The following is a 21,936-nucleotide window of genomic DNA, read 5'->3' as shown; positions in this document are numbered from 1 at the left end:
CAGATATTTGAATGGACAACAGCTGGCTCAGTGCATTGTTTGGGGGAATCTATCTTGCCCTGATCATCGCCTTCGGAATTCACATTATTATGCAGCGCAGGCCGGTAGGCGTGACTCTGGCCTGGGTACTGTTGCTGTTCATTCTGCCGGTAGCCGGTTTTTTCTTTTACCTGCTGTTTGGCTCAAGGCGCCTTGGGAGAAGAAGGCTCCGACGTCTGGAGAGTCTGTATCCTGACTACGAACAGTGGTCTAGCCACCTTTCGAGAGTGATTACCCAGCGGCAGCTTGAGTATCCCTCCAATACTCCTCATACAGGGATCTACAAGCTGGCGGAGCAGACCCTGGGTATTCCAGTGCTGCCTTGTAGCAAGCTTCAGCTGTTTCATGAAACCGATACCATTCTTCATGGCCTGTTACAGGACATAGAGAAAGCCAGATGCAGCATTGTACTGGAGTTTTACATCTGTGAGCCCAAGGGGAGAATCAAGGTTCTGGCAGAGGCTCTGATCAGAGCTTCACGGAGGGGTGTTGACTGTATGGTAATACTTGATGCAGTGGGCAGTCGTCAGTTTCTTCGAAGTGAGTGGGCAAGACGTTTCCGTCTGGAGGGCATCAGTGTTACCGGGTCCATGCCGGTTGGTCTTTTAAGGATGCTGTTTGAGCGCCTTGATATTCGCAACCATCGCAAAATTCTCGTGATTGATGATGAAATTGCCTGGAGTGGCAGCTTTAACCTGGTCGATCCTGTTCATTTTCGTCAGAAGGCTAATGTCGGACAATGGATTGACGCCATGGTCAGGGTAGAAGGTATACCTGCACACGTTATGGCAGTGATTGCTCATTGGGATAAAGCGCTTGAAACGGGTGAAAAACATTCGTCGTTTAATGCTACCTACGAGTTTCCACCTTCCTGTCTTGACAGTTACACCGGTGCTGATGTTCACGTACTGCCATCAGGACCGGGTATCAACCGGGAAAGGCTCCATCAGGTTTTGCTTACCGCAATTTACGAAAGTAAGGAAGAGCTGCTGATATCTACGCCTTATTTTGTTCCGGACGAATCATTGCTGACAGCCCTGAAGTCAGCGGCCATGAGAGGGGTGGACGTTCAGTTACTGGTTCCTCGCACAAACGACTCCAGAATGGTTCACTATGCCAGTCGTTCCTATTACGAAGACCTGTTAAACGCAGGGGTGAAAATATTGCAGTTCAAGGGAGGATTGCTGCATACCAAATGTGTTCTGGTGGACCGATCGACCATTCTTTTTGGTACCGTAAATCTGGATATGCGCAGCGTTTGGCTGAATTATGAAGTGACCATGATCATCTACGACCGAGCCTTCAGCCAGACCGTGGCGACGCTTCTGGATCAGTATATGCAGAGTTCCGAGCGTGTTCGTTTGTCTCTATGGAGCCGAAGGTCTGTCACCAGGCGGTTTCTGGAGAGTCTTTTTCAGCTGTTAAGTCCTTTGTTGTGAAGTAATTACCTAACCAGCAGGCCTGGTACTTACTGCGTCGTTTAAGAACATCCATGTTTTGATCAATAAAGATTTTTAACTGAAACAGTTCGCCTTATTTATAGACTTCCAGCGAGTCAACCGTTATGGAGTAAAGGGTTTCAGTGTACTCTGAGTGAGTGGTCTCAACATGCAGGGTTCCAACCAGCCAATAAGGAGTGCGGCCCGCTTCCTCGACTTTGATGCCTTTTTCCTTATTCTTGAATTTCACATAAATGGTCTGGTTAGGCGGTGGTGCTGGTACGTGGATGCAGGCATCCTTGGTTGGTACCAGTAACAGCTCAGTCGCTCTCTGGTTTTTATCCAGATTGAGTGGCACGAGGTACCCGGGGATTTTTACCGTGCGTTTGTCCAGTCTTGCAACGGGCGTCTTGCCCAGCTTATCCAGATAGGCGATGACATCATCTTTACTCATCTCTCCGGCCTGATAACTGTCAACGACTTTTTGATCCGGTGCAGGCATCAGCTCGTCCCAGGTGATCTCTATGACTTCTGCTTGGGTTGCAGGCTTTTCCACCGGCTTGGCCTGAACGGTGGTGACTGGCAACAGGGCCAGCAGCGTTGTCAGTATCAGGGATTTTCCTGTTTTCATAATGATGTTCATTTTAGACCCTTATGGTCAGGCCATCGGCAAGAGAGTTTTTGTAGGCGCGCCAGGCCGGGATTATGCCCAAAACAATGGCGCAGACAATGATCATTCCGGCCAATGACCATTCAAAGGTGCCCGGAGCACTGATGGCCAGGTGCAGCCCCAGCATTTGTTGCACAACGGGCTGAATAGCGAATAGCAGTCCATAGAGTATAAGGAAGCCCAGAAGGGTTCCTGACACCGCATAAACGACAGATTCAGTGATCATCAGCGTGAAGATATGGATCGGCCTTGCGCCAACAGAGCGGAGAATGGCCATCTCCCGGCGCCTTTCATTAAGAGAAGTGAGAATCGTAGTCAGCATGCCCATCAGACCTGCCAGGACCACCATGATGGAAACCGCCAGCAGTGCCTTTTCTGCGGTACCAACCAGTTGCCAGAGTTCCTGAAGAGCAACACCGGGCAGAATGCCGGTCATGGCTTCCTGCCGGTATTCATTGACTTTCCTCTGGTATCGGAAAGCGGCAATACGGGATTTCAGGCCAACGAAATAGGCGGTAACACTGGCGGGCTGCAGATTCATGGCCTGTGCCTCTGCAGCGGACACCGAGAATGCGGCAATGGGTGGTGCACCACTTACCCAGTCGATATGCAGGGCTTCGATCCCCTCAAGAGAGATTAGAATTACTCTGTCCGTGGGCGTGCCTGTTGGCTTGAGAATGCCGGAAACCTTAAAAGGCTTATCATCGTGAGGCAGCAGACTCTTACTTTCTATGCCATGGCTCAGAACAATGCTGTCACCGACTTCATAGCCAAGACTGGCAGCGACTTCAGATCCAAGTACAGCGTCGTATAAGGCATTGAAAGGTTGGCCCTCGGACAGTTGCAGTGATTCATCATCGCCGTATCGAAAATGACTGAACATGTCGTGGGAGGTGCCCACGACCCGATAGCCATGGTGGGAGTCACCCAGGGAAATGGGAACAGACCAGGCAACATCCGGGGCAGACGTCAGATCCTGATAAGTCTCCCAGGATATATTGTTGGTGGCATTGCCAATGTGGAAAACAGAATACAACAGAAGATTGATAGAGCTGCTTCTGGCTCCCACAATCAAATCCGTCCCTGACACGGTGCTGGTAAAGCTGTTTTTGGCTTCGACCCTGATACGTTCAACCCCCAATAGCAGGGCTACGCTGACGGCAATGGAAAATATAGTCAGCAAGGCGGTTGTTTTTCGGTTTTTAAGGCTCTTTAAAGCCAGGCTTAAAATCGGCATCAGTCCACCTCTTTGACTTTGCTGGCCCGGTTAATTTCATTGAGCACAATGCTGCGATCAAATAACGATTCAAGGCTACGGTCGTGGCTGACAAATAGAAGGGTGTTGCCTACTGTTTCACATTCTGCGAACAGCAGATTGATGAAGGCTTCCCGGGTATCTGTGTCCAGTGCTGAAGTAGGCTCGTCGGCAATGATCAGATCAGGCTTGCCAATCAAAGCTCTGGCGGCGGCAACTCGCTGTTGCTGTCCGATACTCAGTTCTGTAACGGGACGATGCAGTATGGATTCGTCCAGTTCCAGATGTTTAAGAAGACGTCTTGCTTCATCCTGCTCACTGCCAGCGATACTGGCGAGATTGCTTTTGCGCTTTTTGGCAAAGCCCAGAGACAGAGTGACGTTCTCTATTACAGAGAGATAGGGAATCAGATTGAACATCTGGAAGATAAAACCAATATGATCAGCACGGAAGCGATCGCGCTGCACCGGGGAAAAACGACTAATGTCGTTCCCCAGCACGTTGACCTGTCCCCGCTCCGGTGTAATGACGCCGCCGAGCAGTCCCAGTAGTGTGGTTTTGCCGGAACCCGATGGGCCGCGGACAAAGACCTTTTCGCCTCTGGATACAGTCAGTTCAGGAATATCCAGAACAGGTATTCCTGCTTTCCAGCTGAACTCAACAGCTGTGAGTTCAATAACTTGAGAGCGGGAGTCAGTCATCTTAGAAGCGAACCTCTGGCTTGCTCTTGGTCATTTCGGCAGCCATCTGACCTTTTTGGGTGAAGCCCTGAACACTTAAGGATTCGCTGCGCTCGAATGTTTCAAAGATTGAGGTGCTGATGGTGTTCAGCTGATTGGCATTGCCACATTCAAAGACGTACTTAGCTGAGATATCCATATGCCCGCTTTCGCTCTCATGCTCTTCATGGTTGTGTTCACCGTGATGGTCATGAGAGGCATGCTCACCGTGATGATCGTGCTCATCATCATGGCCATGAGATGCGTGCTCATCGTGGTGATCATGCCTGTTATGATCTTTTTCATGATTTCCGTGATCGTCGTTATGAGCTTTTTCATGACCATGATCGTGATCAACAGAGCTTGAGGAAGCTTTGGCGCTAACCAGTTTGCAGGAAGCGGCAGGGGTCATGCTCCAGAGGCTGGCGGCTTCCAGCTTTTCCAGAGCTTCATGGAGCTGGTGGCGTTGTTTATCGGTAGTAATGGTCTCGAAGCCCAGCACATCATTGGCAGGCATTTTCAGTTCCAGGTGAATTTCAGAACCTTCGACTGCAAAGTTCAGTTCACCCTGTCCGTGAACATGGGCGTCAACGTGACGCTGCTCTCCATTTGCGGAATAGACAGCCAGGGACAGGACTCCGCAGGCAATACCGGCAGCCAGTTTAGTAAAAGTTTGCATAATGTCACTCGTAGAGGCACTTATCTGATAAATAGGTTTTCTGGTTTATTGATGACATCAGATAAAGGCCGGCGGAGCCCGGGTCAGCCTTTTGGTGGGGGTTTCCAGAGAAACGGAGCGGGTTTTTTCTGCACTGTTGAAGGGAGTGAAGAACGAACGTTCTGCAGCAAACAGTCCGGGGGATGGAGGTGCCTGGGAAGTCAGCTGACAGCCCGCTGAATGATGCTGATCCCCGTGCCAGTGATCGGCATGATCATTCAGTGACAGTTGTTGGAGCAGATTGTGATAACTAGAACTAAAGTCCTTAGGGGGATTATGCGTGTGACTGACGGAGTACTGGATAACCAGCAAATAAACGACACAAATCAGACAAAATCGAAGAGGATTTGGTCTTTGTCTGTGGGCAGTGTTTATCAGGCTTATGGTTAGCATTCAGTCATGTTATCGACACGTATGAAGTAATGGTCCGAATTATTCTCTAAAGCCCTAACAAAAAGCAATACTAGAAGACGCAGTCATTTGCGTTTAGTCGAATTGCTTGCCGTGAACTATAAAACGAACTTTCCTGGCTAAGCTAAAGTCTGTTGTCAGAGCATTGTCTTGACCAGGTTTCGACGGGTCAGCCAAGAGGTAATGAACACTGCCAGTAAGTGCAGGCCGACAAAGTAATAGAGGCCATTCACCAGCATGGAGTGCCATTCATAAACATTGTGTTCAAAGCCAAAGTCGGTATCCTGCAGCCACCCGGTAAACGCAGCCAGGGCCAGAGCAATCCATATCAGCCAGACAGCAATCGCTCCCATTGGGTTGTGGCCATTTTTACCCTGTTGCCGGGTTTTCAGCTCATAAAGGTGCTGTTTGATGCCCGAGAATGAGGGTTTGATGTCCCGGAGGCGAGCAGGTGCCGGGGCAAAAGTCACGCCATAAAGCAGTCTGAGTCCTACCAGGGCAAGGATGACCCAGCCAGAATACGCATGGTACTCGCTGTACCCGTCAATCAGAAAATGATTACTGAAAAAGAGTAATGCAACCGTCCAGTGAATCAACTGAACGGTTCGTGGCCATTGAAACTTTTTAGACATCGAACTTTCTGTGGTATTTCTTTCTGATGTCATTGAGCTTTTTCATTCTTTGTTTGGCCAGATCCAGATCTTTATTGTCGAGAGCAGCCTGAACCCCGGCCAGTCCGGTCAGCAGTTGATCAATGCCTTTTCGGAATTCCTCAGGCGCATCAGTGTAGCCGGTCTCCCTGGCGTTTTCGGCGTGTGTACGGAATTCAGTTAGGTAGCTCTGCATGTCTTCAATGGTTTTAGCAGAGCCGGAGCGTTTGAAATTGAAGCCCATTTTTTTCATTTCAGTGTTCAGTTCATCAGAATGACCTTCGTGGCCATGGCTATGAGCTGAAGCAGGCATGGAAGCCATCAATGAAGCGGACAGTGCCAGTGGTATAAAGAGGGCTTTGGCAAGCGATTTCATATTAACTTTCCGTATAAACATTTCGCTCGGGCATCATAATGATTCTTGCAAGAAATAAGAAGGCTAGTTGTGTAAAACTTTTTGATTTAAAGGCACTGTCACTGAAGGGCATGTCATAAAATATCCGAACACTTTCAGACATTTACCGACATGAAGTTATTCTGTTTTTCTGGTTGCCAGACTACCGCCCTGATCTTTCCAGTCTTTCAGACCTCCTCTGAAGTGCATGATGTTGGTATAACCCCGAGCCGCAGCAAAATCTGCTCCGGCAAACCAGGATGTACATTGTGGACCACCACAATAAACAACTATGGGGTAGTTTTTCAGGATGGGGAGTTGGCTCTCCAGAGTGGCTCTGTCTGTCAGAGAGTAGGCATCTGGCAGGTGACCCATGGTATAGGTCTCCCCCCTGTTAGTATCAAGAAGAAACACTTCGCCAGCATCGACTGCCTTGCGCAAGTCAGGGTAAGAGATGGCGGGGTAGTGCCTGTTGTAGGCGGCGAGCCTGTCTTCCGTGGTTGCGTTATCTGAAGCTGTCACACTGGTGCTCAGCAGGATCGCTGCGCAAGCCAGCATACGTGGGTCTCTTAACCATGAAGCGAACATGGGGGGATCTCCGGTTTACTACTAAAGCACAGAGTATAGATGGCCTGTCGCTAGTTGGCTCCGAAGTTCTTTAAAGCCTGGGCATAGGGTGCGGCATGATGGTGTGTTTCCAGTAGCGATAGAAAGGTGCTGCCCTCTGGTGTCACTGGATTGATCTCCAGACCTGTTTCCGAGTAAAAGTGCAGGAATCGTTCAAAGTCCTCTGCTCGCAGTGCACGATAAGCACGGGTCAGAATGTGTAGGGCGCGATCTTCTCCGGCTGGTGCCTGAAGGGTAAGCAGTTCTTTGATTCGCTCATCATTCAGCACTTCACCAATGACTTTCTGTTTGTCTTTCTTCATCGTTATTCCTGATAGCTTTTGGCTGTTTGCCGGCATTGTACACGATGGATTTTAAACTTTCAGGAATCTTAATCTTGATACTTTCACCGGGATTGTCGGAAAAGTGGCGATTATGGCATTTATAGTTGCTCAAGCCCTATTCAAGTAATCTGAATTATTCCGAAATGGTATAGATTTTTTAAATAAGCGCCTCAACTTTAGATGATACTTAATTTTACAAAGGAATAGACTGAATGAATCAGAGGTAACAAGGATGTCAGCAGCAGCAGTAGGTTCAGTTGGGGGGCAAAGTCCGGTAAAAACTGGGCAGCAGGTTTCTCAGGGTATTGAAGGAGGAGCCAGGACGAAAGCCCAGAGTATGAATCGCAGTATCGAAGTGCGTAATCATCCCAATTTTCTCCCTTCATCTCCCCCGACACACAGCAGTTCACTTCAATCACTCTCATCTGACATTTCGCTGTACGAACGAAAGAGCGAAGTAGTAGAGGGTCGAAAGCACATTGAATCAAATCATTTAGAAAAAGAGCCATCAGGCTCTGTCAGCCCAGCTAAAGAAATCACCAAACCGACCTTAAAGCAAAAGGTGGTTCATATCTTTGGCGAGTTGAAGCGTTCATTAAAGAATGAAAACTGGAAGCCTGTTCCTCAGGATCTGATCAATAGGGTTCGCAACAATGGTTTGAGAGAAGAGCTTTCCACCAGAAATGAAAAGATAGTGCAACTGGGCGGGCTGCAAGAAAGAGCCAATTCTCTGGAGAAAAAGCTGGTAAGTTTTGATAAAAAGTACGCCAAGTCACTCGCGCTTTATGCGGCACCGGAAAATCCTCCCAAAAAAGGTAAGTTTCCGGCTCCGGATGGAAAAACCTACGACTTTTCCAAGGGGCAATTTTTTGGTGACAGAGTGAAGATGTTGAATGAGTTAAAAGCTGCCTTTGATAAAGATCCTGGTTTTCAGAGTTACAACTCTGATCTTGAAGAGTTAAGAAGTATAAAAGGCAATGGAGATGAGCCAGGCAAAAAAGCTGAGCTGAAAAAGGAGATCAGGGAGCTGAGTCAATCCCTGAAACCAAGGGTTGACGCAGAGGCTGGTCAGGAAACCGAGCTTCGCCTTGGAAATCTCAATGCTCAGGTAGAGACTATTCAAATGAAAACGAAAAAGGCAATTCAGCAAAAGTCCGAAGAGTATCGAACAAATATAAAAACACTGAAAGAAGCAGTAGATAGTAAAAGAAAAGAACTGGACTCCCACAGAATGGAGAATGAGTTAAGGAAGTTCAAAATCTCGGGAGTGACACGCAAGCTTGAGGGAATCGTAAGCTCCAGACAACGGTGGCTGAATAATGTTGAGAGTAATACTCAATTGAGTCCACAGCAGAAACAGCAGAGCAAAGCACGAATAGAGGCGTCATTCAGTCAGAGGAAGGTGGAGCTTCAGGAAGAGTTAAAGAGCCTTAACAGTAAGGTAAATTCTTATCAAAGCATAAAGCAAGTGCTTCAGGAAGAATATGATCGAGCCATTGAGGCCAGGGACCACGCCGCTGAGGGCAGAGGTTTCAGAGAAAGCATAAATGAAATTCTCAATGGGGAGAGTAAAGAAATAAGAAAAATTTATGAAATGCGCAATGCATTTCCCGGGAAAATTGAACTTGATCGAGCTGCAATCAGAAAAGGTTTGCAGGGAAGAATAAGCTAAAAGGCGTTGAACCAGTCTACCACCGGGTAAACTGGTTCAGCTCACTCAATTTTCAGTGACCCTTCAAAGCAAAAATGCCGTTGGCATTTCGCCAGTAGCCCTGGTAATCCAGCCCATACCCAAAGATATAACGATCTTCAATTTCAAGACCTGAGAAATCTGCCTTGAGGCCGGGGCGAGCCTTGCGGTCATGCAGCTTGTCAACCAGAACGGCGGTCAGAACCTTCTCGGCACCTTGTTCCTTGCAGAAGTCGACAATGGCGTCCAGAGTGTGGCCCTCGTCAAGAATGTCATCAACGATCAGAATTGTCCTGCCCTTCATGTCCTGTGAAGGGCGTACTTTCCAGTCCAGACGGCCACCGGTTAATTGATCACGGTAGCGTGTGGCGTGCACGTATGAGGCTTCCAGGGGGAACTGCAGGTGAGTGAGCAGCTTGCCGGTAATGACCATGCCACCATTCATTACACAGTAAACCAGTGGATTACTACCAGACAGTTGTTCAGTAATAGCGCTGCCCATATTTTTAATGGCGTCTTCTATCTGTTGTTCATTGTACAGGCAGTCAGCCTCGTTGAGGACTTGCTGGATATGGTCGAGATCAACAGACATGGGTTGGGAACCTCGTTGTAATAACTCGTCATTGGCTAACAACTGGCTTTCTCCGGAAACTGCCTGATGGGCAAGCAATGAATCGGGTTCCAGGCAGCGCAGACAAAAGTTGAACCGTGGAAAAAAGAGGGCAACGATACCTACATTAGATGTGAACAGCAAGTTATAGCTTACTTCGGTTTGCTGTGAGAAAAACTTATAGGTGGGTCATAAGGGCTGTGTAAAAATAAAAAGATTCAAGCCCGTCAAATCGGTAGAGTCAGTATTAAGTGGAAGGCATCGGGAGCTGACATGAGCGTACAAGAAATCAAGCACCCTCTGGTACAACACAAGCTGGGCATTTTACGCACCAGGGGTATCAGTACGAAAGGGTTTCGGACACTGGCTAATGAAGTGGGTTCGCTGCTAACTTACGAAGCGACCAAAGATTTTGAGCTGGAAGATCATGTTATTCATGGCTGGGCCGGAGACGTCACCGTCAAGCAGATCAAAGGTAAGAAAATTACTATTGTTCCCATTCTCAGGGCAGGTCTGGGTATGATGGATGGAGTGCTTGATCTGGTGCCGGGTGCCCGGGTCAGTGTCGTAGGTCTGTATCGGGATGAAGAAACCCTTGAGCCGGTTCCTTACTTCGAAAAGCTGGTTAAGGATATCAATGAGCGAATTGCTCTTGTATTAGACCCTATGCTGGCTACCGGTGGTTCCATGACGGCCACTATTGATATGCTCAAGAAAGCCGGCTGCAAGGAAATCCGCTGCCTTGTGCTGGTGGCGGCTCCGGAGGGTATAGAGAAAGTGCTTGAAGCTCATCCGGATGTCAAAATCTATACTGCCTCGGTGGATGATTGTTTGAATGACCAGGGTTACATCATGCCGGGCCTGGGCGATGCCGGAGATAAAATCTTCGGAACTAAATAGTGAAGGGAAAAACTGATTATGACTGATATAAACCCGGCAGATGATGGAATGCCAGTATGGCGACAGATGTTGCTGGGGGGACAGATGCTGTTTGTCGCCTTCGGTGCTCTGGTACTGGTGCCCTTATTGACCGGGTTGGACCCAAATGTTGCTTTCTTTACCGCTGGTATTGGTACGCTGATATTCCAGTTATGTACCAGACGGCAGGTGCCTATCTTTCTGGCCTCTTCTTTTGCCTTTATTGCGCCTATTACGTTTAGTGTTCAAAGTTGGGGCCTGCCTGCAACATTGGGCGGCATGATGGCAGCAGGGCTGTTTTATGTTGTGCTCAGCTTTATCATTCGCCTGCGGGGAAGCGGCATCCTTTATCGATTATTTCCTCCGGTAGTGGTGGGTCCGGTAATTATGGTCATTGGTCTCGGGCTGGCGTCTGTTGCCGTTGACATGGCCAGCGGTGATGCCAACTCATCGATTGATCCCAATACCTCCTTGTTGCTGGCGGGCGTCGCTCTGGTGACAACACTGGCCGTTTCCACCATGGCCGGCGGTATCTTCAAACTGATTCCGGTTATCTGTGGAATCGCTGTTGGTTATATTGCTGCGTTATTTATGGGGGTTGTGGATTTTCAGCCGGTTATTGATCGTCCATGGTTTGCTGTTCCTGCGTTTACGGCCCCGGAGTTTAACTGGAATGCCATTCTGTTCATGGTACCAGTCGCGATTGCGCCAGCTATTGAGCATATTGGCGATATGCTGGCGATCAGTTCGGTTACCGGTAAGAAGTACCTCGAAAAGCCCGGTCTGAAAAATACCCTGATGGGTGATGGTTTTGCCACTTCTGCTGCGGCCATGTTGGGTGGCCCTCCCAATACTACCTACTCAGAAGTCACCGGTGCGGTGATGCTGACAAAAGCTTTCAATCCCAAAATCATGACCTGGGCTGCAATCATGGCTGTTGCAGTGGCGTTTATCAGCAAAGTCGGTGGCTTTCTGGCTACGATTCCAACACCGGTGATGGGTGGAATCATGATGCTGTTATTCGGCTCTATTGCTGTTGTCGGTCTCAGTACCATGATCAAGGCTCAGGTGGATCTGAGCAAGCCACGCAATCTGGTGATTGTGTCAGTTGTTCTGGTGTTTGGTATTGGTGATCTGGCTTTGTCGATGGGTGGGTTCACTCTGAAAGGCGTTAGCCTTTGTGCCATTACCGCCGTTTTGCTGAATGCGATCTTGCCTCATGCCGACAGGGAAGATAAGTTTCAGTCTACAGATGCCTGATTGCAAGTGATCCTGTTACAAAACTAATTGAAACTGATTCTGTCCAGCTCGGTATTAGATTCTAACAGCATAGATTCAGCTTCATCCAGATCTTTGGCAATGTTGATGAATCTGGAGATGCCCGTCAGTTCCAGCAGTGAATGGATGGATCTTGAGACATTGCAAAGCGTGATGCTGTGAATCCGGTTCAATGAATTTCGGGTGTTGAGTAAGACTCTCAGGCCTTCGCTGCTGATGCTGAATAGCTGAGAACAGTCCAGAATCAGGTGGTGATTGCCCTCAAAGGTGGCGGCTTCGATGGCTCGGTCCAGCATTTGTGAGGTGGCAGCGTCTACTTTACCCCGAACTTCCAGCAGGGTGTAGTTGTAATGATCTTCCAGATTGATGGATAAGGCCATAGTCTTACTCCTTTAAAATGGCTGCTTTGTTGCGAGATATCCTAGGATCTGTTGGAAGCAATTGGTATAACAAGGTTGACAGCATTGCTGACAATTTCAGCTGAACAGCTTTTACCGGCAGGTCTTTTTGTGGGTTTAGCTGTTCCGATGGAGCGGTAGGTTTGAGATTCGCTGGTGTCTCTGACTTATTTCCGAGCAATAAAAAAGGGGTGAACCATCACCCCTGTCTTAAATGTCCTGTCAGTCAGTTAGCCAGCACTGTAGAAAGTCGCCGATCCAGGTCCAACCGGCAGACCCATTACGAAGACCCAGATGAAGAACAGCACACTCCAGCCAATCACGAAGAACATTGAGTAAGGCAGCATCATGGAGATCAGAGTGCCAATACCGAGGTCTTTCTTATAACGTGAAGCAAAGGCAACGATCAGGCCAAAGTAGCTCATCATTGGCGTGATGATATTGGTGACTGAGTCACCGATACGGTAGGCGGCCTGAATGACTTCAGGCGCGTAGCCTACCAGCATCAGCATTGGCACAAAGATTGGTGCAGTTACGGCCCACTGCGCGGAAGCGGAGCCAATCATCAGGTTTACAAAACCACACATCAGGATGAAAACAACGAACAGTAGTGGGCCGGTCAGGCCGATGTTCTGAAGGAATTCCGCACCCAGTACCGCAAAGATGGTGCCGAGATTGGTCATGCCAAAGAAAGCAACAAACTGGGCAGCAAAGAACACCAGGACAATGTACATGCCCATGGTGCTCATGCTCTTGGACATGCAATCGATTACGTCTCTGTCATTCTTGACCGTGCCTACCGTTTTACCGTAGACAAAGCCGGGAATCGCAAAGAAGATCAGGATCATGGCAACAATGCCCTTAAGGAATGGAGAGCCTGCAACAGCACCCGTTTCAGGGTGTCTGAGAACGCCCCACTCGGGAACAATGGTGAGAGCCATAACACCCACCAAGACCAGTAATGCCATTCCAGCTCGTTTCAGGCCGCGTTTCTCAAGGTCGGTGACGTCTTCCATTTTGTCTTCAGAAAGATCAACGGAAGCTTCTGATTCGTTGTACTTGCCCAGACGAGGCTCAATGATCTTGTTGGTTACCCAGGTACCTACGAAGGTGATCAGGAATACACTGACCGACATGAAGTACCAGTTGGCTTCAGGACCCACGACATAAGCCGGGTCAATCATTCTGGCGGCCGTTTCTGTGATGCCGGAAAGCAGTGGATCAACAGTGCCCAGAAGCAGGTTAGCGCTATACCCCCCGGAAACACCGGCAAAAGCGGCAGCCAGACCGGCCAGAGGGTGTCTTCCCAGTGAGTGGAAGATCATGGCAGCCAGAGGAATAACAACCACGTAGCCCAGTTCAGAAGCGGTATTGGACAGAATACCGGCAAACACAACAATCATGGTTACGGTGTTGCGGGATGCCTTCATCACCAGGGAGCGAACCAGTGCACTTAGCAACCCGGAGTGTTCTGCAATAGCAACACCCATGAGAGCAACCAGTACGGTGCCCAGAGGAGCAAAGCCGGTGAAATTGGTAACCAGCCTGGTCACAATCATCCGCAGGCCATCACCTGTCAGCAGGTTGACAACATGGATCATGCCATCTGTTGCACGGCCTGCGGCTCCTTCCGGACGGGGGTCAACGACACTCAGTCCTGCCCATGAGGCGATACCACTGATAATAACAATACCCACAGCAAACAGGGCAAACAGGGTAATTGGATGGGGTAACAGGTTGCCAAGCCACTCTACCGTAGCGAGGAAACGATCAAAGGCGGTGCTATTATTTTTGCTATTATTTGCATCACCTGTTGGGAGAGTTTCGGACTGGTACGACATACTTCCGCTCCAAACAGTTTTAGTAGTTTTTTAGCCAGCATCTTTGCTTGTAGTTTTGACAGCCTGGCCATGAGTAACACTCATTCGTTAAATGCTTGTGATTGTGGTCGTTTAGCAAATGAATGCGACGGATGAGTCAGGCAATAGATCCTGACAAAAAGATAAGCTGGACTATATTCCCAGAAAATCTGGTCGGCATAATACTCTGAAACAGGATTTTTTTACAAATTTAGTTATAAGGATATAGTTTTTATTTGATTTGAATTTCATTTTAAAAGACGTTTGTCAATTAAGTTGAAACCCCTGAGTCCATGGTAAGCAGGTAACAGGGCTTGTTTAGGGAGGGATTTGACAATTAATTCTTCCGTGGCACGACTGATCGTGAGCTTAGGCATTTTTACGATGAATGATCAGAACCTGTTCACCTTTAATAGTACTTAGGATGTGGTTTTTGTAGATAAGGAGTCTGAGTATGGACGCTGGATCCAGTCAATCTTTCACAGTCAGTCAACCTCTGAGGCCATCGGTCACGGGTAATGAGCTTCATTCAAGGGGGGGATCAGGTCGTTCTGCCACATTCAATACTCGCAATGTGACAAGGGCGGATAACCCTTCTTGTAAACTGACTGTTTACCTCGACAATGGCCACAGCTTTGTCAGGCTTGAGAACAAGGACAGAGGAGTAGACATTACCCGAGGTCTCTACCCAGCCCGGTTTGTTGCATCGAAAGCTAATCTTCGTAATAAGCTCAGGCTGGAAACCCTGTTCAATTCTGCGACTTTTCCTGTTAGTCCCTTGGTATCAAAACCAGCTCCTATGGAGGAAGTGCAAAAGCCTCGCGTTGATCGTAATCAGTGTCCAGTGGTTGAGAGTAATAATGATAAATTGAAATCCAAACTTTATCTGACCTACGCAGCGCCTTTAGGGGCAAAGCTGGCGGGCAGAACACACGTAGGGCGGGCATTGGCGTTAATTGGTGTTCATAGAGTGCTTTTTTCGAAAATGCAGGGGCGACTTTCTGATGAAACCTTCAGCTATGCCTATGAGGGTTTTGATAGTATCCCCAAAGTTACTTTCTTCATTTCTCAGAAGGAAGCATTGGCGGTGGAGAAGTATATCACAGAGTATGACGATGCCTGTGATAAAGGAGAGGAAAGTTGTATCTATCAAGGGATTGGGTTTAACTGTGTTGATTTTGCTCAGGAAGCTTTCTCAAAAACGGACTATTCCGGTCATTTTATTGAATATTTCACCCCTTCAATTTTGTCGCAGAGCGTGGGCATGGCAGGACTCTACGCAGTTGGCTGTCATCTTGTGGTCAAAAATCCCGCTTCGATAGCTGGAACACTGATGTTGGCGGTCGTGGTTGGCAAATGCGCAGTTCCCAGGCTGAAGGAAGCTGTCAGGAGTGTTGGCAGTTGGATCTGTGGTTGGGTGTGGCCTGCACAGCAGGCAATCGCAGCGACACAGGTGGATGTGAGTGAGTTGAAGCGGCTTCATGGCAGCCTTCAATTAGCCAATTTATACTGCGAGGTATTCTGGGAAAATTATAGTGAAAGAGATGCTGAAGCCAGAAAGCTGATCAGCGATAGTGTTGATCTTCAGGCGCGTTTCGATGATCTGGAAGAGCTGATCAAAACAGAAGACTATAATGGAAGACATCAATCGTTTATTTATAAAGAGCTGAAAAATATTCAGGACGGCTTTACCGAATTCTTCAGGGAGGCTGCTGACATGAAGAACGCTCATAACAGCAAGGAGAGTTGGCATGGACGACGGGCATAGTAAACTTCAGACAGGGGCTCTGCCTCCCGGGCCGATGGATACCGGTGATCTTTCTCAATCCGGCGTCCTGTTACGTGATTCGGCAACTTTCAATACTCGCAATGTGACAAGGGCAGACAACCCTTCTTGTAGGCTGACCGTTTACCTCGACTATAGCCACAGTTTTGTCAGGCTTGAAAACAAAGCCAGAGGCGTAGACATTGCTCGCGGTCTCTATCCTGTTTCGAATACTCGGTGGGAAGTGATACCACAGAATGCAGAAGGTAGTCTTGATGATGATCATGAACTGGACTCCCTGTCTCATTCTGAGGCTCCCCCCGCTGATCCTCGAGTACCGAGAGATGAGAAACCAGACCCTGTTGACGAAGTGCTCGAGCCTTTCGTTGATCATAATCAGTGTCCTGTGCGGGAAGTTGTTGGGGATCTTGGGCGGGTTCGCAGACTCTTACTGGCCTCTGTAGTGTCTGGAGGGGCCAAGTTGGCGGGCAGAAGATCTCAGGGAAAGGTGTCGTGTTCTGTTGGAGTTGACAGATATTCATATGAAATTCTTTCCAAAACACAGCAGGGGGTTGTGTTGGATGAAGCTATCGAATTTAAAACTTATTACCATAACGAAATTAATGATATCCCTAAAGTCACTTTCTTTATCTCTCAACAGGAAGCCATAAGAGTTGAGAAGTATATCTCAGAGTACGCCGATGCCTGTGATAAAGGAGAGGAAAGTTGTATCTTTCAAGGGATTGGGTTTAATTGTGTTGATTTTGCTCAGGAAGCTTTTTCAAAAACCGGCTATCCCGGGCATTTTATTCAATACTTTACGTCTTCCCTTCTGGACCAGCATCTGGGTGTAGCGGGACTCTACGCCGGCAGCTACCATCCTCTAGTCAAAACGGCCAAATCGATAGGTGGAACCTTGATGTTGGTGGCAATAGTGGGTAAATACGTCCCTAAATTGACGGAAGCGGTAAGAAGTGTTGGTAGCTGGATGTGTGGCTGGGTCTGGCCTGAGCAGCAGGCAGTTGCAGAGACAAAGGTGGATGTGAGTGAATTGAAGCAGCTCCATGGCAGGCTTCAATCAGCCAATTTATCCTGTGAGGCGTTTTGGGAAAGCTATGAAGCAATTGATGCTGAAGCTAAAAAGCTCATCAGCAACAGTGTTGATCTTCAGACACGTTTCGATGATCTGGAAAAGTTGATCAAAACTGAAGGTTATGATGGAAGACATCAATCGTTTATTTATAAAGAGCTGCAAAATATTCAGGACGGCTTCACCGAATTCTTCAGGAAGGCTAATAATATGAAGAGTGCCAAAAACAGCCATTAATCTCCTTCTTGTGGTTCCATTTTTTTACTAGTAGCTGAAGGCGTACGCCCCGGTCAGTAGCCCCTGATTTTCTTCTATGCTTTTTTTCGAGAGCTTCTATCCTGTAAATTTGATTTTCCAGTCAGTGAGCAAGCTTGATGAAAGAGTTCAGTGCCCTTCTGGCTTTACTTTTTGGGGTGAGTATCCTTGCAGTTGCAGGTTCGCCTTTGCCGGATGCTTCTGGAAAACGAAAAAGTATGGAATCCATTCCCGTCTACACCAGCCCTCCCACGACCTGTCCCTTGAGTGTCTCTGATCAGTGTTTGCCTCTCAAACTATTGACCTGGAATGTGAATCTGATGACTTCCTATGACTTTTTTGAGTTCCTGATGTGGTGGTTTGGTAGCCAGGACATGAACGATCCGGAAATGAGGGCGCAGGAAATTGCCCATTATATGAGCAAGAGGGATTATCACATTGTCTCGCTTCAGGAATTGGGTGATCAGTATCTCAGAGACGTCGTCAATGAGGGAATGAGGCAGGCAGGTTATTACATGACGCCTGTTTTGGGTGAAGGGTGGGAATGGCTGTTGTATGGAAGGCTATTCAATGGCGGGGTAGTGATTTATAGCAAGGCGCCGATTCTTGAGATGCGTGAATTTGTCTTTCCAATGCCGGCAGGCAACCAGGGGTGGTGTGCTGTCGGTGCCTGGTATATCAAGGTGCCAACCCAAAGTGGAAATTTGCATGTGTTTGGTCTCCATTTGCAAACGGTGCAAACTGATAGCGAAGATGAATACAAAGGTCTGATCAGGCACTACGATTATCTTGGGGAGATCAAGAGTAAATTGAATATACCCAGCCATGAAGCAGTCATTTACATGGGGGACTTTAATTCTGATGCGGGTAGAAAAGACGGAGAATCTGAAGGGGGTGAATATTTTCAAATCATGCTGGAAACCCTGTTCAGCCGCCAGGCAGCTGATTTTACCAATACCTCTTTGCCCTATTCCTTTGACATCCATAGCAATGGAATGGCCAAAGGAAAAGGTCCTCATCAGGGTACTCTGGATAATATTCTTTGTGACAGGAGAAATGTCTGTCCAGTGAGTGGTTACCTGAGAATTTTACAGGCCAATCAAACAAATACCCGATTAGGTGTGCTTTCGGATCATTATCCCGTTGAGGGTATCCTGTATTTCACTGAGGAATAAATCTTTAAGGTTCATATTCCTCTTCGAGGCTGTCGAAAAACTCTGGTTTCCACGCTTTCAGGTCCTGTAGGGCAAAGCGTGGGAAAGAGCTGTTGGAGTTTTGCGACTGCCTCCTTGGGGTGAGTTGGTTGATTGTCTCCGAATCGGAAAATAACTCTCAGGCGTCCAGCTTTTTCTTGAGAATCTGGTTAACCATACCCGGATTGGCTTTGCCTTTTGAGGCTTTCATGGCCTGACCCACGAAGAAGCCGATCATCTTGCCACGCTTTTCGGGAGGTGCAGCGCGATAGTTTTCGACTTGTTGGGCGTTGGCAGCAAGTACTTCATCAATCATGGATTCAATGGCGCCTGTATCGGTCACTTGCTTGAGACCTTTCTTCTCGATGATTTCATCCGCATCTTTGCCTTCGCTATTCCACAAGGCTTCAAAAACCTGTTTGGCGATCTTGCCAGAAATGGTGTTGTCCTTGATGCGGGCAATCAGGCCTGCCAGTGCTTCAGCAGAAACAGGGCTGTCTGAAATTGCAATGCTTTTGGCATTAAGGGACTTGGATACTTCACCCAGAACCCAGTTGGCAGCGAGTTTGGCGTCACCACTGATTTTCGCAGCGGTTTCAAAGAAAGTGGCCGTCGCCTGATCGCCTGACAGAATTTCAGCATCCACTTCGCTCAACCCCAGCTCTCTGACAAAGCGGGCTTTTTTGGTATCTGGCATTTCCGGCATTTCAGCACGGAGTTTTTCAAGACGACTGTCTTCTATCACAATCGGCAGCAGGTCCGGGCAGGGGAAATAACGGTAATCGTTGGCCTCTTCCTTGCTGCGCATGGAGCGGGCTTCGCCGGTGTCGCCGTTATAAAGACGGGTTTCCTGAATGATTTCGCCACCGTCTTCTATCAGATCGATCTGACGTTGCACTTCTTTCAGGATTGCTGCTTCCATGAACTTGAAGGAGTTCAGGTTCTTGGTTTCGGTGCGGGTACCAAGCTCTTTCTGACCCTTTGGGCGTACAGAGACGTTTACGTCAAAGCGCATGGAGCCTTGGGACATGTCACCATCGCAGATGCCGAGTGTGGTGACGATAGAGTGCAGTTTCCTGGCGAAGGCGACTGCTTCTTCGGCATTACGCATGTCGGGCTCTGTCACAATCTCAATCAGAGGTGTGCCAGCACGGTTGAGGTCGATACCGGTCATGCCGTGGTAATCTTCGTGCAGACTCTTGCCCGCATCTTCTTCCAGATGAGCGTGATGAATACGAACGGTTTTGGTCGAGCCGTCTTTCAGAGTAATCTCTATGTGACCTGCACCGACAATGGGCTTCTCCAGCTGAGTGGTCTGATAGCCTTTTGGCAGATCAGGATAGAAGTAGTTCTTGCGTTCGAAAACGTTAACCTGGTTGATCTCGGCATCAATACCCAGACCAAACCTGATGGCCATGTTAATGGCTTCTTCGTTCACCACCGGCAGGACGCCCGGCAGGCCCAGATCGACCGCACAGGCCTGAGTGTTGGGCTCGGCGCCAAAAGCAGTAGAAGCTCCGGAGAAAATCTTGGTTTTGGTGGCCAGCTGAACGTGAATTTCCAGGCCGATAACGGTTTCCCATTGATCTGTTGACAGTGGCCAGTGATCAGTGGTCTGTTGACTCGGAGTTGTTTGAGACACTTTTCAAATCCTCGAAATGTAATCCGTTGTAAATTGTCTCTCAGGAGGTAAGTCTGAAGCACAATCTACCGTCCACTGTTAACCATTAACTGGGAACTGTTTATGAAAGTCGGTGGCCTGCTGGAAGCGGTGAGCAACGTTCAGCAGTCGGGACTCATCAAAGTGACGGCCAATCATCTGCAAACCTGCTGGTCGGCCACTGGCCATTCCGGCTGGTATCGACATGCCGGGCAGACCCGCCAGATTAACAGACAGTGTGTAAATATCGGACAGATACATGGCAACAGGGTCGTTGCTCTTCTCGCCAATGTTGAAGGCCGAGGTCGGAGCATTAGGTCCCATGATAATGTCACACTGTTCAAAAGCATTTATAAAGTCATCACGGATCAGGCGACGAATCTTCTGGGCTTTTTTGTAGTAAGCATCGTAGTATCCTGCAGACAGTGCGTAAGTACCCACCAAAATACGACGTTTGACTTCTTCACCAAAACCTTCGCTACGGCTGCGCTTGTACATATCCATCAGGTCAACAGGATTATCACAGCGGTGACCAAAGCGGGCACCGTCAAAGCGTGACAGGTTGGAAGAAGCTTCAGCCGGTGCAATTACGTAATAAGTAGGAATGGACAGCTCCAGATTAGGCAGGCTGACTTCTTTGACCCTGGCCCCCAGCTTTTCGAATTCAGCAACGGCGTCTCGCACACATTGTTCAACTTCAGAGTCGAGGCCCGTTGAAAAATATTCTTTTGGTAAGCCTATTGTCAGACCGTCCAGAGACTCATTCAGATTGGCTGTATAATCGGGCACTTCACGATCCAGGCAGGTAGAGTCACGGTGATCGTAGCCAGCCATTACGTTCAGCATCAGGGCCGCATCTTCGGCGGTTTGTGTCATAGGGCCTGCCTGATCCAGACTGGATGCATAAGCAATCATACCGTAACGGGATACACGACCGTAGGTAGGTTTAAGGCCCGTGATACCGCAATGAGAAGCTGGCTGACGAATGGAGCCGCCAGTATCAGTGCCGGTGGCACCGGCTGCCAGTCGTGCTGCAACGCAGGCTGCAGAACCACCGGAGGAACCGCCGGGAATGGCCCGGGTATCCCAGGGGTTTTTCACAGCACCGTAGTGACTGTTTTCGTTGGAGGAACCCATGGCGAACTCGTCCATGTTGGTTTTACCCAGCGTGACAGAGCCGACTTCCTTGAATTTTCGGGTAACCGTTGATTCATAAGGCGCTACAAAGTTGTCCAGGATTTTGGAGCCGCAGGTGGTTTTTACACCTTCTGTGCAAAACAGGTCCTTATGGGCTAGAGGAATACCCGTCAATGCCAAGGCATCGCCTGTTGCACGACGTTCGTCGGCAGCCCTGGCTTGTTTCAGTGCCAGTTCTTCGGTCACTGTTATGTAGCTGTTGTAATTGCCATCAAGCTGTTTGATTCGCTCAAGATAGAGCTGGGTCAGCTCAACACTGGACAGTTCCCCGTCGGCCAGGGCGCGGCTTTGTTCTGAGAGTGATTTATCGTACATGATTCTGGGTAATCGCTTTAAAACAGTGTAAAGGGTTGAGGTTTCTGGTATCGAGCCAGCTCACTCAATCACCTTGGGAACCAGGAAGAGTCCGTCTTCAATGGCCGGTGCACAGCTCTGCAGCTGCTCGCGATTATTCTCTTCAGACACAACGTCTTCGCGCAGGCGCTGGATGGCACCCAATGGGTGAGCCATGGGTTCAACATGATTGGTATTAACTTTCTGCATCTGGTCAACCAGTTCGAGAATGCGGCTGATGGTATTGGCAGTGGTCTCTACCTGATTGTCGTCTATGGACAAGCGCGCCAAATGGGCAAGCTTCTGAATTTCAGAGGCATCAATGGCCATGGCTATCTCCGAATTCGGGCTTTAAAAAGCGGTCATACCCAGCTTTCACCTGCTTTTTGAGGCTAAGAGAGAGCTGGACGTGAAGAATAAAGGCTAAATGTATGGGCTATGAAGG

The 21,936-nt window shown here is 48.5% G+C and carries 22 protein-coding genes; 7 read left to right on the top strand and 15 right to left on the bottom strand.

Translation table 11 applies throughout. The features are described 5' to 3' along the window. Positions 1 to 11: 11 nt before the first annotated feature. Positions 12 to 1,478: a cardiolipin synthase gene (gene cls, locus ACOMHB_RS19785; protein WP_448217912.1), complete on the top strand. Its 1,467-nt coding sequence runs from the start codon at positions 12 to 14 to the stop codon at positions 1,476 to 1,478. Between the two features lie 94 nt (positions 1,479 to 1,572). On the opposite strand, the gene ACOMHB_RS19780 is transcribed toward cls, so the two are convergent. From ACOMHB_RS19780 to ACOMHB_RS19740, 9 genes are all read right to left on the bottom strand, one after another. Then, positions 1,573 to 2,109 carry a DUF3299 domain-containing protein gene (locus ACOMHB_RS19780; RefSeq protein WP_448217911.1) on the bottom strand — a complete coding sequence of 179 codons (537 nt, stop codon included), beginning with the start codon at positions 2,107 to 2,109 and terminating at the stop codon, positions 1,573 to 1,575. A 13-nt stretch (positions 2,110 to 2,122) separates the two neighbouring features. Then, the gene (locus ACOMHB_RS19775; protein ID WP_448217910.1) at positions 2,123 to 3,385 is read right to left on the bottom strand and encodes an ABC transporter permease; all 1,263 of its coding nucleotides are present in this window, start codon (positions 3,383 to 3,385) and stop codon (positions 2,123 to 2,125) included. After that, entirely contained in the window at positions 3,385 to 4,104 is a 720-nt protein-coding gene (locus ACOMHB_RS19770; protein ID WP_448217909.1) for an ABC transporter ATP-binding protein, read from the bottom strand. Before ACOMHB_RS19770 ends, ACOMHB_RS19775 begins: the two co-directional genes overlap by 1 nt. 1 nt (position 4,105) lies before the next feature. Then, on the bottom strand, positions 4,106 to 4,801 hold the full coding sequence (locus ACOMHB_RS19765) for a ZrgA family zinc uptake protein (RefSeq protein ID WP_448217908.1): 696 nt from the start codon (positions 4,799 to 4,801) through the stop codon (positions 4,106 to 4,108). A gap of 587 nt (positions 4,802 to 5,388) precedes the next feature. Then, positions 5,389 to 5,883, bottom strand: coding sequence for a cytochrome b/b6 domain-containing protein (locus ACOMHB_RS19760; protein WP_448217907.1), 495 nt, complete (start codon positions 5,881 to 5,883; stop codon positions 5,389 to 5,391). Then, the gene (locus ACOMHB_RS19755) at positions 5,876 to 6,277 is read right to left on the bottom strand and encodes a cytochrome b562 (RefSeq protein ID WP_448217906.1); all 402 of its coding nucleotides are present in this window, start codon (positions 6,275 to 6,277) and stop codon (positions 5,876 to 5,878) included. Before ACOMHB_RS19755 ends, ACOMHB_RS19760 begins: the two co-directional genes overlap by 8 nt. A 156-nt stretch (positions 6,278 to 6,433) precedes the next feature. Next, positions 6,434 to 6,883 carry a rhodanese-like domain-containing protein gene (locus ACOMHB_RS19750; protein WP_448217905.1) on the bottom strand — a complete coding sequence of 150 codons (450 nt, stop codon included), beginning with the start codon at positions 6,881 to 6,883 and terminating at the stop codon, positions 6,434 to 6,436. Positions 6,884 to 6,933: 50 nt separating this feature from the next. Continuing rightward, positions 6,934 to 7,224: a PA4642 family protein gene (locus ACOMHB_RS19745; protein ID WP_448217904.1), complete on the bottom strand. Its 291-nt coding sequence runs from the start codon at positions 7,222 to 7,224 to the stop codon at positions 6,934 to 6,936. Next, positions 7,193 to 7,357, bottom strand: a complete 165-nt coding sequence (locus tag ACOMHB_RS19740) for a hypothetical protein (RefSeq protein WP_422138657.1) — start codon at positions 7,355 to 7,357, stop codon at positions 7,193 to 7,195. The genes ACOMHB_RS19745 and ACOMHB_RS19740 overlap by 32 nt, the downstream gene beginning before the upstream one ends. Positions 7,358 to 7,477: 120 nt before the next feature. On the opposite strand from ACOMHB_RS19740, the gene ACOMHB_RS19735 reads away from it, so the two are divergent. Continuing rightward, the gene (locus tag ACOMHB_RS19735; protein ID WP_448217903.1) at positions 7,478 to 8,917 is read left to right on the top strand and encodes an AAA family ATPase; all 1,440 of its coding nucleotides are present in this window, start codon (positions 7,478 to 7,480) and stop codon (positions 8,915 to 8,917) included. 52 nt (positions 8,918 to 8,969) lie between these two features. Here the strand turns inward: ACOMHB_RS19735 and ACOMHB_RS19730 are convergent, their stop codons facing one another. After that, positions 8,970 to 9,527 (bottom strand): hypoxanthine-guanine phosphoribosyltransferase, encoded by a 558-nt coding sequence (locus ACOMHB_RS19730; RefSeq protein WP_422137133.1) that lies wholly within the window; start codon positions 9,525 to 9,527, stop codon positions 8,970 to 8,972. 291 nt (positions 9,528 to 9,818) lie between these two features. On the opposite strand from ACOMHB_RS19730, the gene upp reads away from it, so the two are divergent. Both upp and ACOMHB_RS19720 read left to right on the top strand, forming a co-directional pair. Beyond that, on the top strand, positions 9,819 to 10,445 hold the full coding sequence (gene upp / locus ACOMHB_RS19725) for a uracil phosphoribosyltransferase (RefSeq protein ID WP_448217902.1): 627 nt from the start codon (positions 9,819 to 9,821) through the stop codon (positions 10,443 to 10,445). 18 nt (positions 10,446 to 10,463) lie between these two features. Further along, positions 10,464 to 11,723, top strand: coding sequence for a uracil-xanthine permease family protein (locus ACOMHB_RS19720; protein ID WP_448217901.1), 1,260 nt, complete (start codon positions 10,464 to 10,466; stop codon positions 11,721 to 11,723). A 23-nt stretch (positions 11,724 to 11,746) separates the two neighbouring features. Here ACOMHB_RS19720 and ACOMHB_RS19715 read toward each other — a convergent pair whose 3' ends face one another. Next, on the bottom strand, positions 11,747 to 12,121 hold the full coding sequence (locus tag ACOMHB_RS19715; protein WP_448217900.1) for an STAS domain-containing protein: 375 nt from the start codon (positions 12,119 to 12,121) through the stop codon (positions 11,747 to 11,749). A gap of 248 nt (positions 12,122 to 12,369) precedes the next feature. Then, positions 12,370 to 13,980: an AbgT family transporter gene (locus ACOMHB_RS19710; protein WP_448217899.1), complete on the bottom strand. Its 1,611-nt coding sequence runs from the start codon at positions 13,978 to 13,980 to the stop codon at positions 12,370 to 12,372. Positions 13,981 to 14,452: 472 nt separating this feature from the next. Between ACOMHB_RS19710 and ACOMHB_RS19705 the strand changes: the two genes are divergently transcribed. From ACOMHB_RS19705 to ACOMHB_RS19695, 3 genes are all read left to right on the top strand, one after another. Continuing rightward, positions 14,453 to 15,766, top strand: coding sequence for a hypothetical protein (locus ACOMHB_RS19705; protein WP_448217898.1), 1,314 nt, complete (start codon positions 14,453 to 14,455; stop codon positions 15,764 to 15,766). After that, positions 15,750 to 17,090 (top strand): hypothetical protein, encoded by a 1,341-nt coding sequence (locus ACOMHB_RS19700; RefSeq protein ID WP_448217897.1) that lies wholly within the window; start codon positions 15,750 to 15,752, stop codon positions 17,088 to 17,090. Before ACOMHB_RS19705 ends, ACOMHB_RS19700 begins: the two co-directional genes overlap by 17 nt. Before the next feature lie 137 nt (positions 17,091 to 17,227). Then, entirely contained in the window at positions 17,228 to 18,283 is a 1,056-nt protein-coding gene (locus ACOMHB_RS19695) for an endonuclease/exonuclease/phosphatase family protein (RefSeq protein ID WP_422134786.1), read from the top strand. Positions 18,284 to 18,440: 157 nt separating this feature from the next. Here the strand turns inward: ACOMHB_RS19695 and gatB are convergent, their stop codons facing one another. The 3 genes from gatB to gatC form a co-directional block, all read right to left on the bottom strand. Beyond that, complete coding sequence (gatB, locus tag ACOMHB_RS19690) at positions 18,441 to 19,943, bottom strand: Asp-tRNA(Asn)/Glu-tRNA(Gln) amidotransferase subunit GatB (RefSeq protein WP_448217896.1); 1,503 nt, start codon at positions 19,941 to 19,943, stop codon at positions 18,441 to 18,443. Positions 19,944 to 20,021: 78 nt separating this feature from the next. Further along, on the bottom strand, positions 20,022 to 21,473 hold the full coding sequence (gene gatA / locus ACOMHB_RS19685) for an Asp-tRNA(Asn)/Glu-tRNA(Gln) amidotransferase subunit GatA (RefSeq protein ID WP_448217895.1): 1,452 nt from the start codon (positions 21,471 to 21,473) through the stop codon (positions 20,022 to 20,024). Positions 21,474 to 21,533: 60 nt separating this feature from the next. Continuing rightward, positions 21,534 to 21,821, bottom strand: a complete 288-nt coding sequence (gene gatC / locus ACOMHB_RS19680) for an Asp-tRNA(Asn)/Glu-tRNA(Gln) amidotransferase subunit GatC (RefSeq protein WP_448217894.1) — start codon at positions 21,819 to 21,821, stop codon at positions 21,534 to 21,536. Positions 21,822 to 21,936 lie beyond the last annotated feature (115 nt).

This window comes from Endozoicomonas sp. 2B-B (assembly GCF_053470045.1).
Note: the sequence above shows the minus strand (reverse complement) of the source record. Positions and strands in the feature narration are given on the sequence as shown.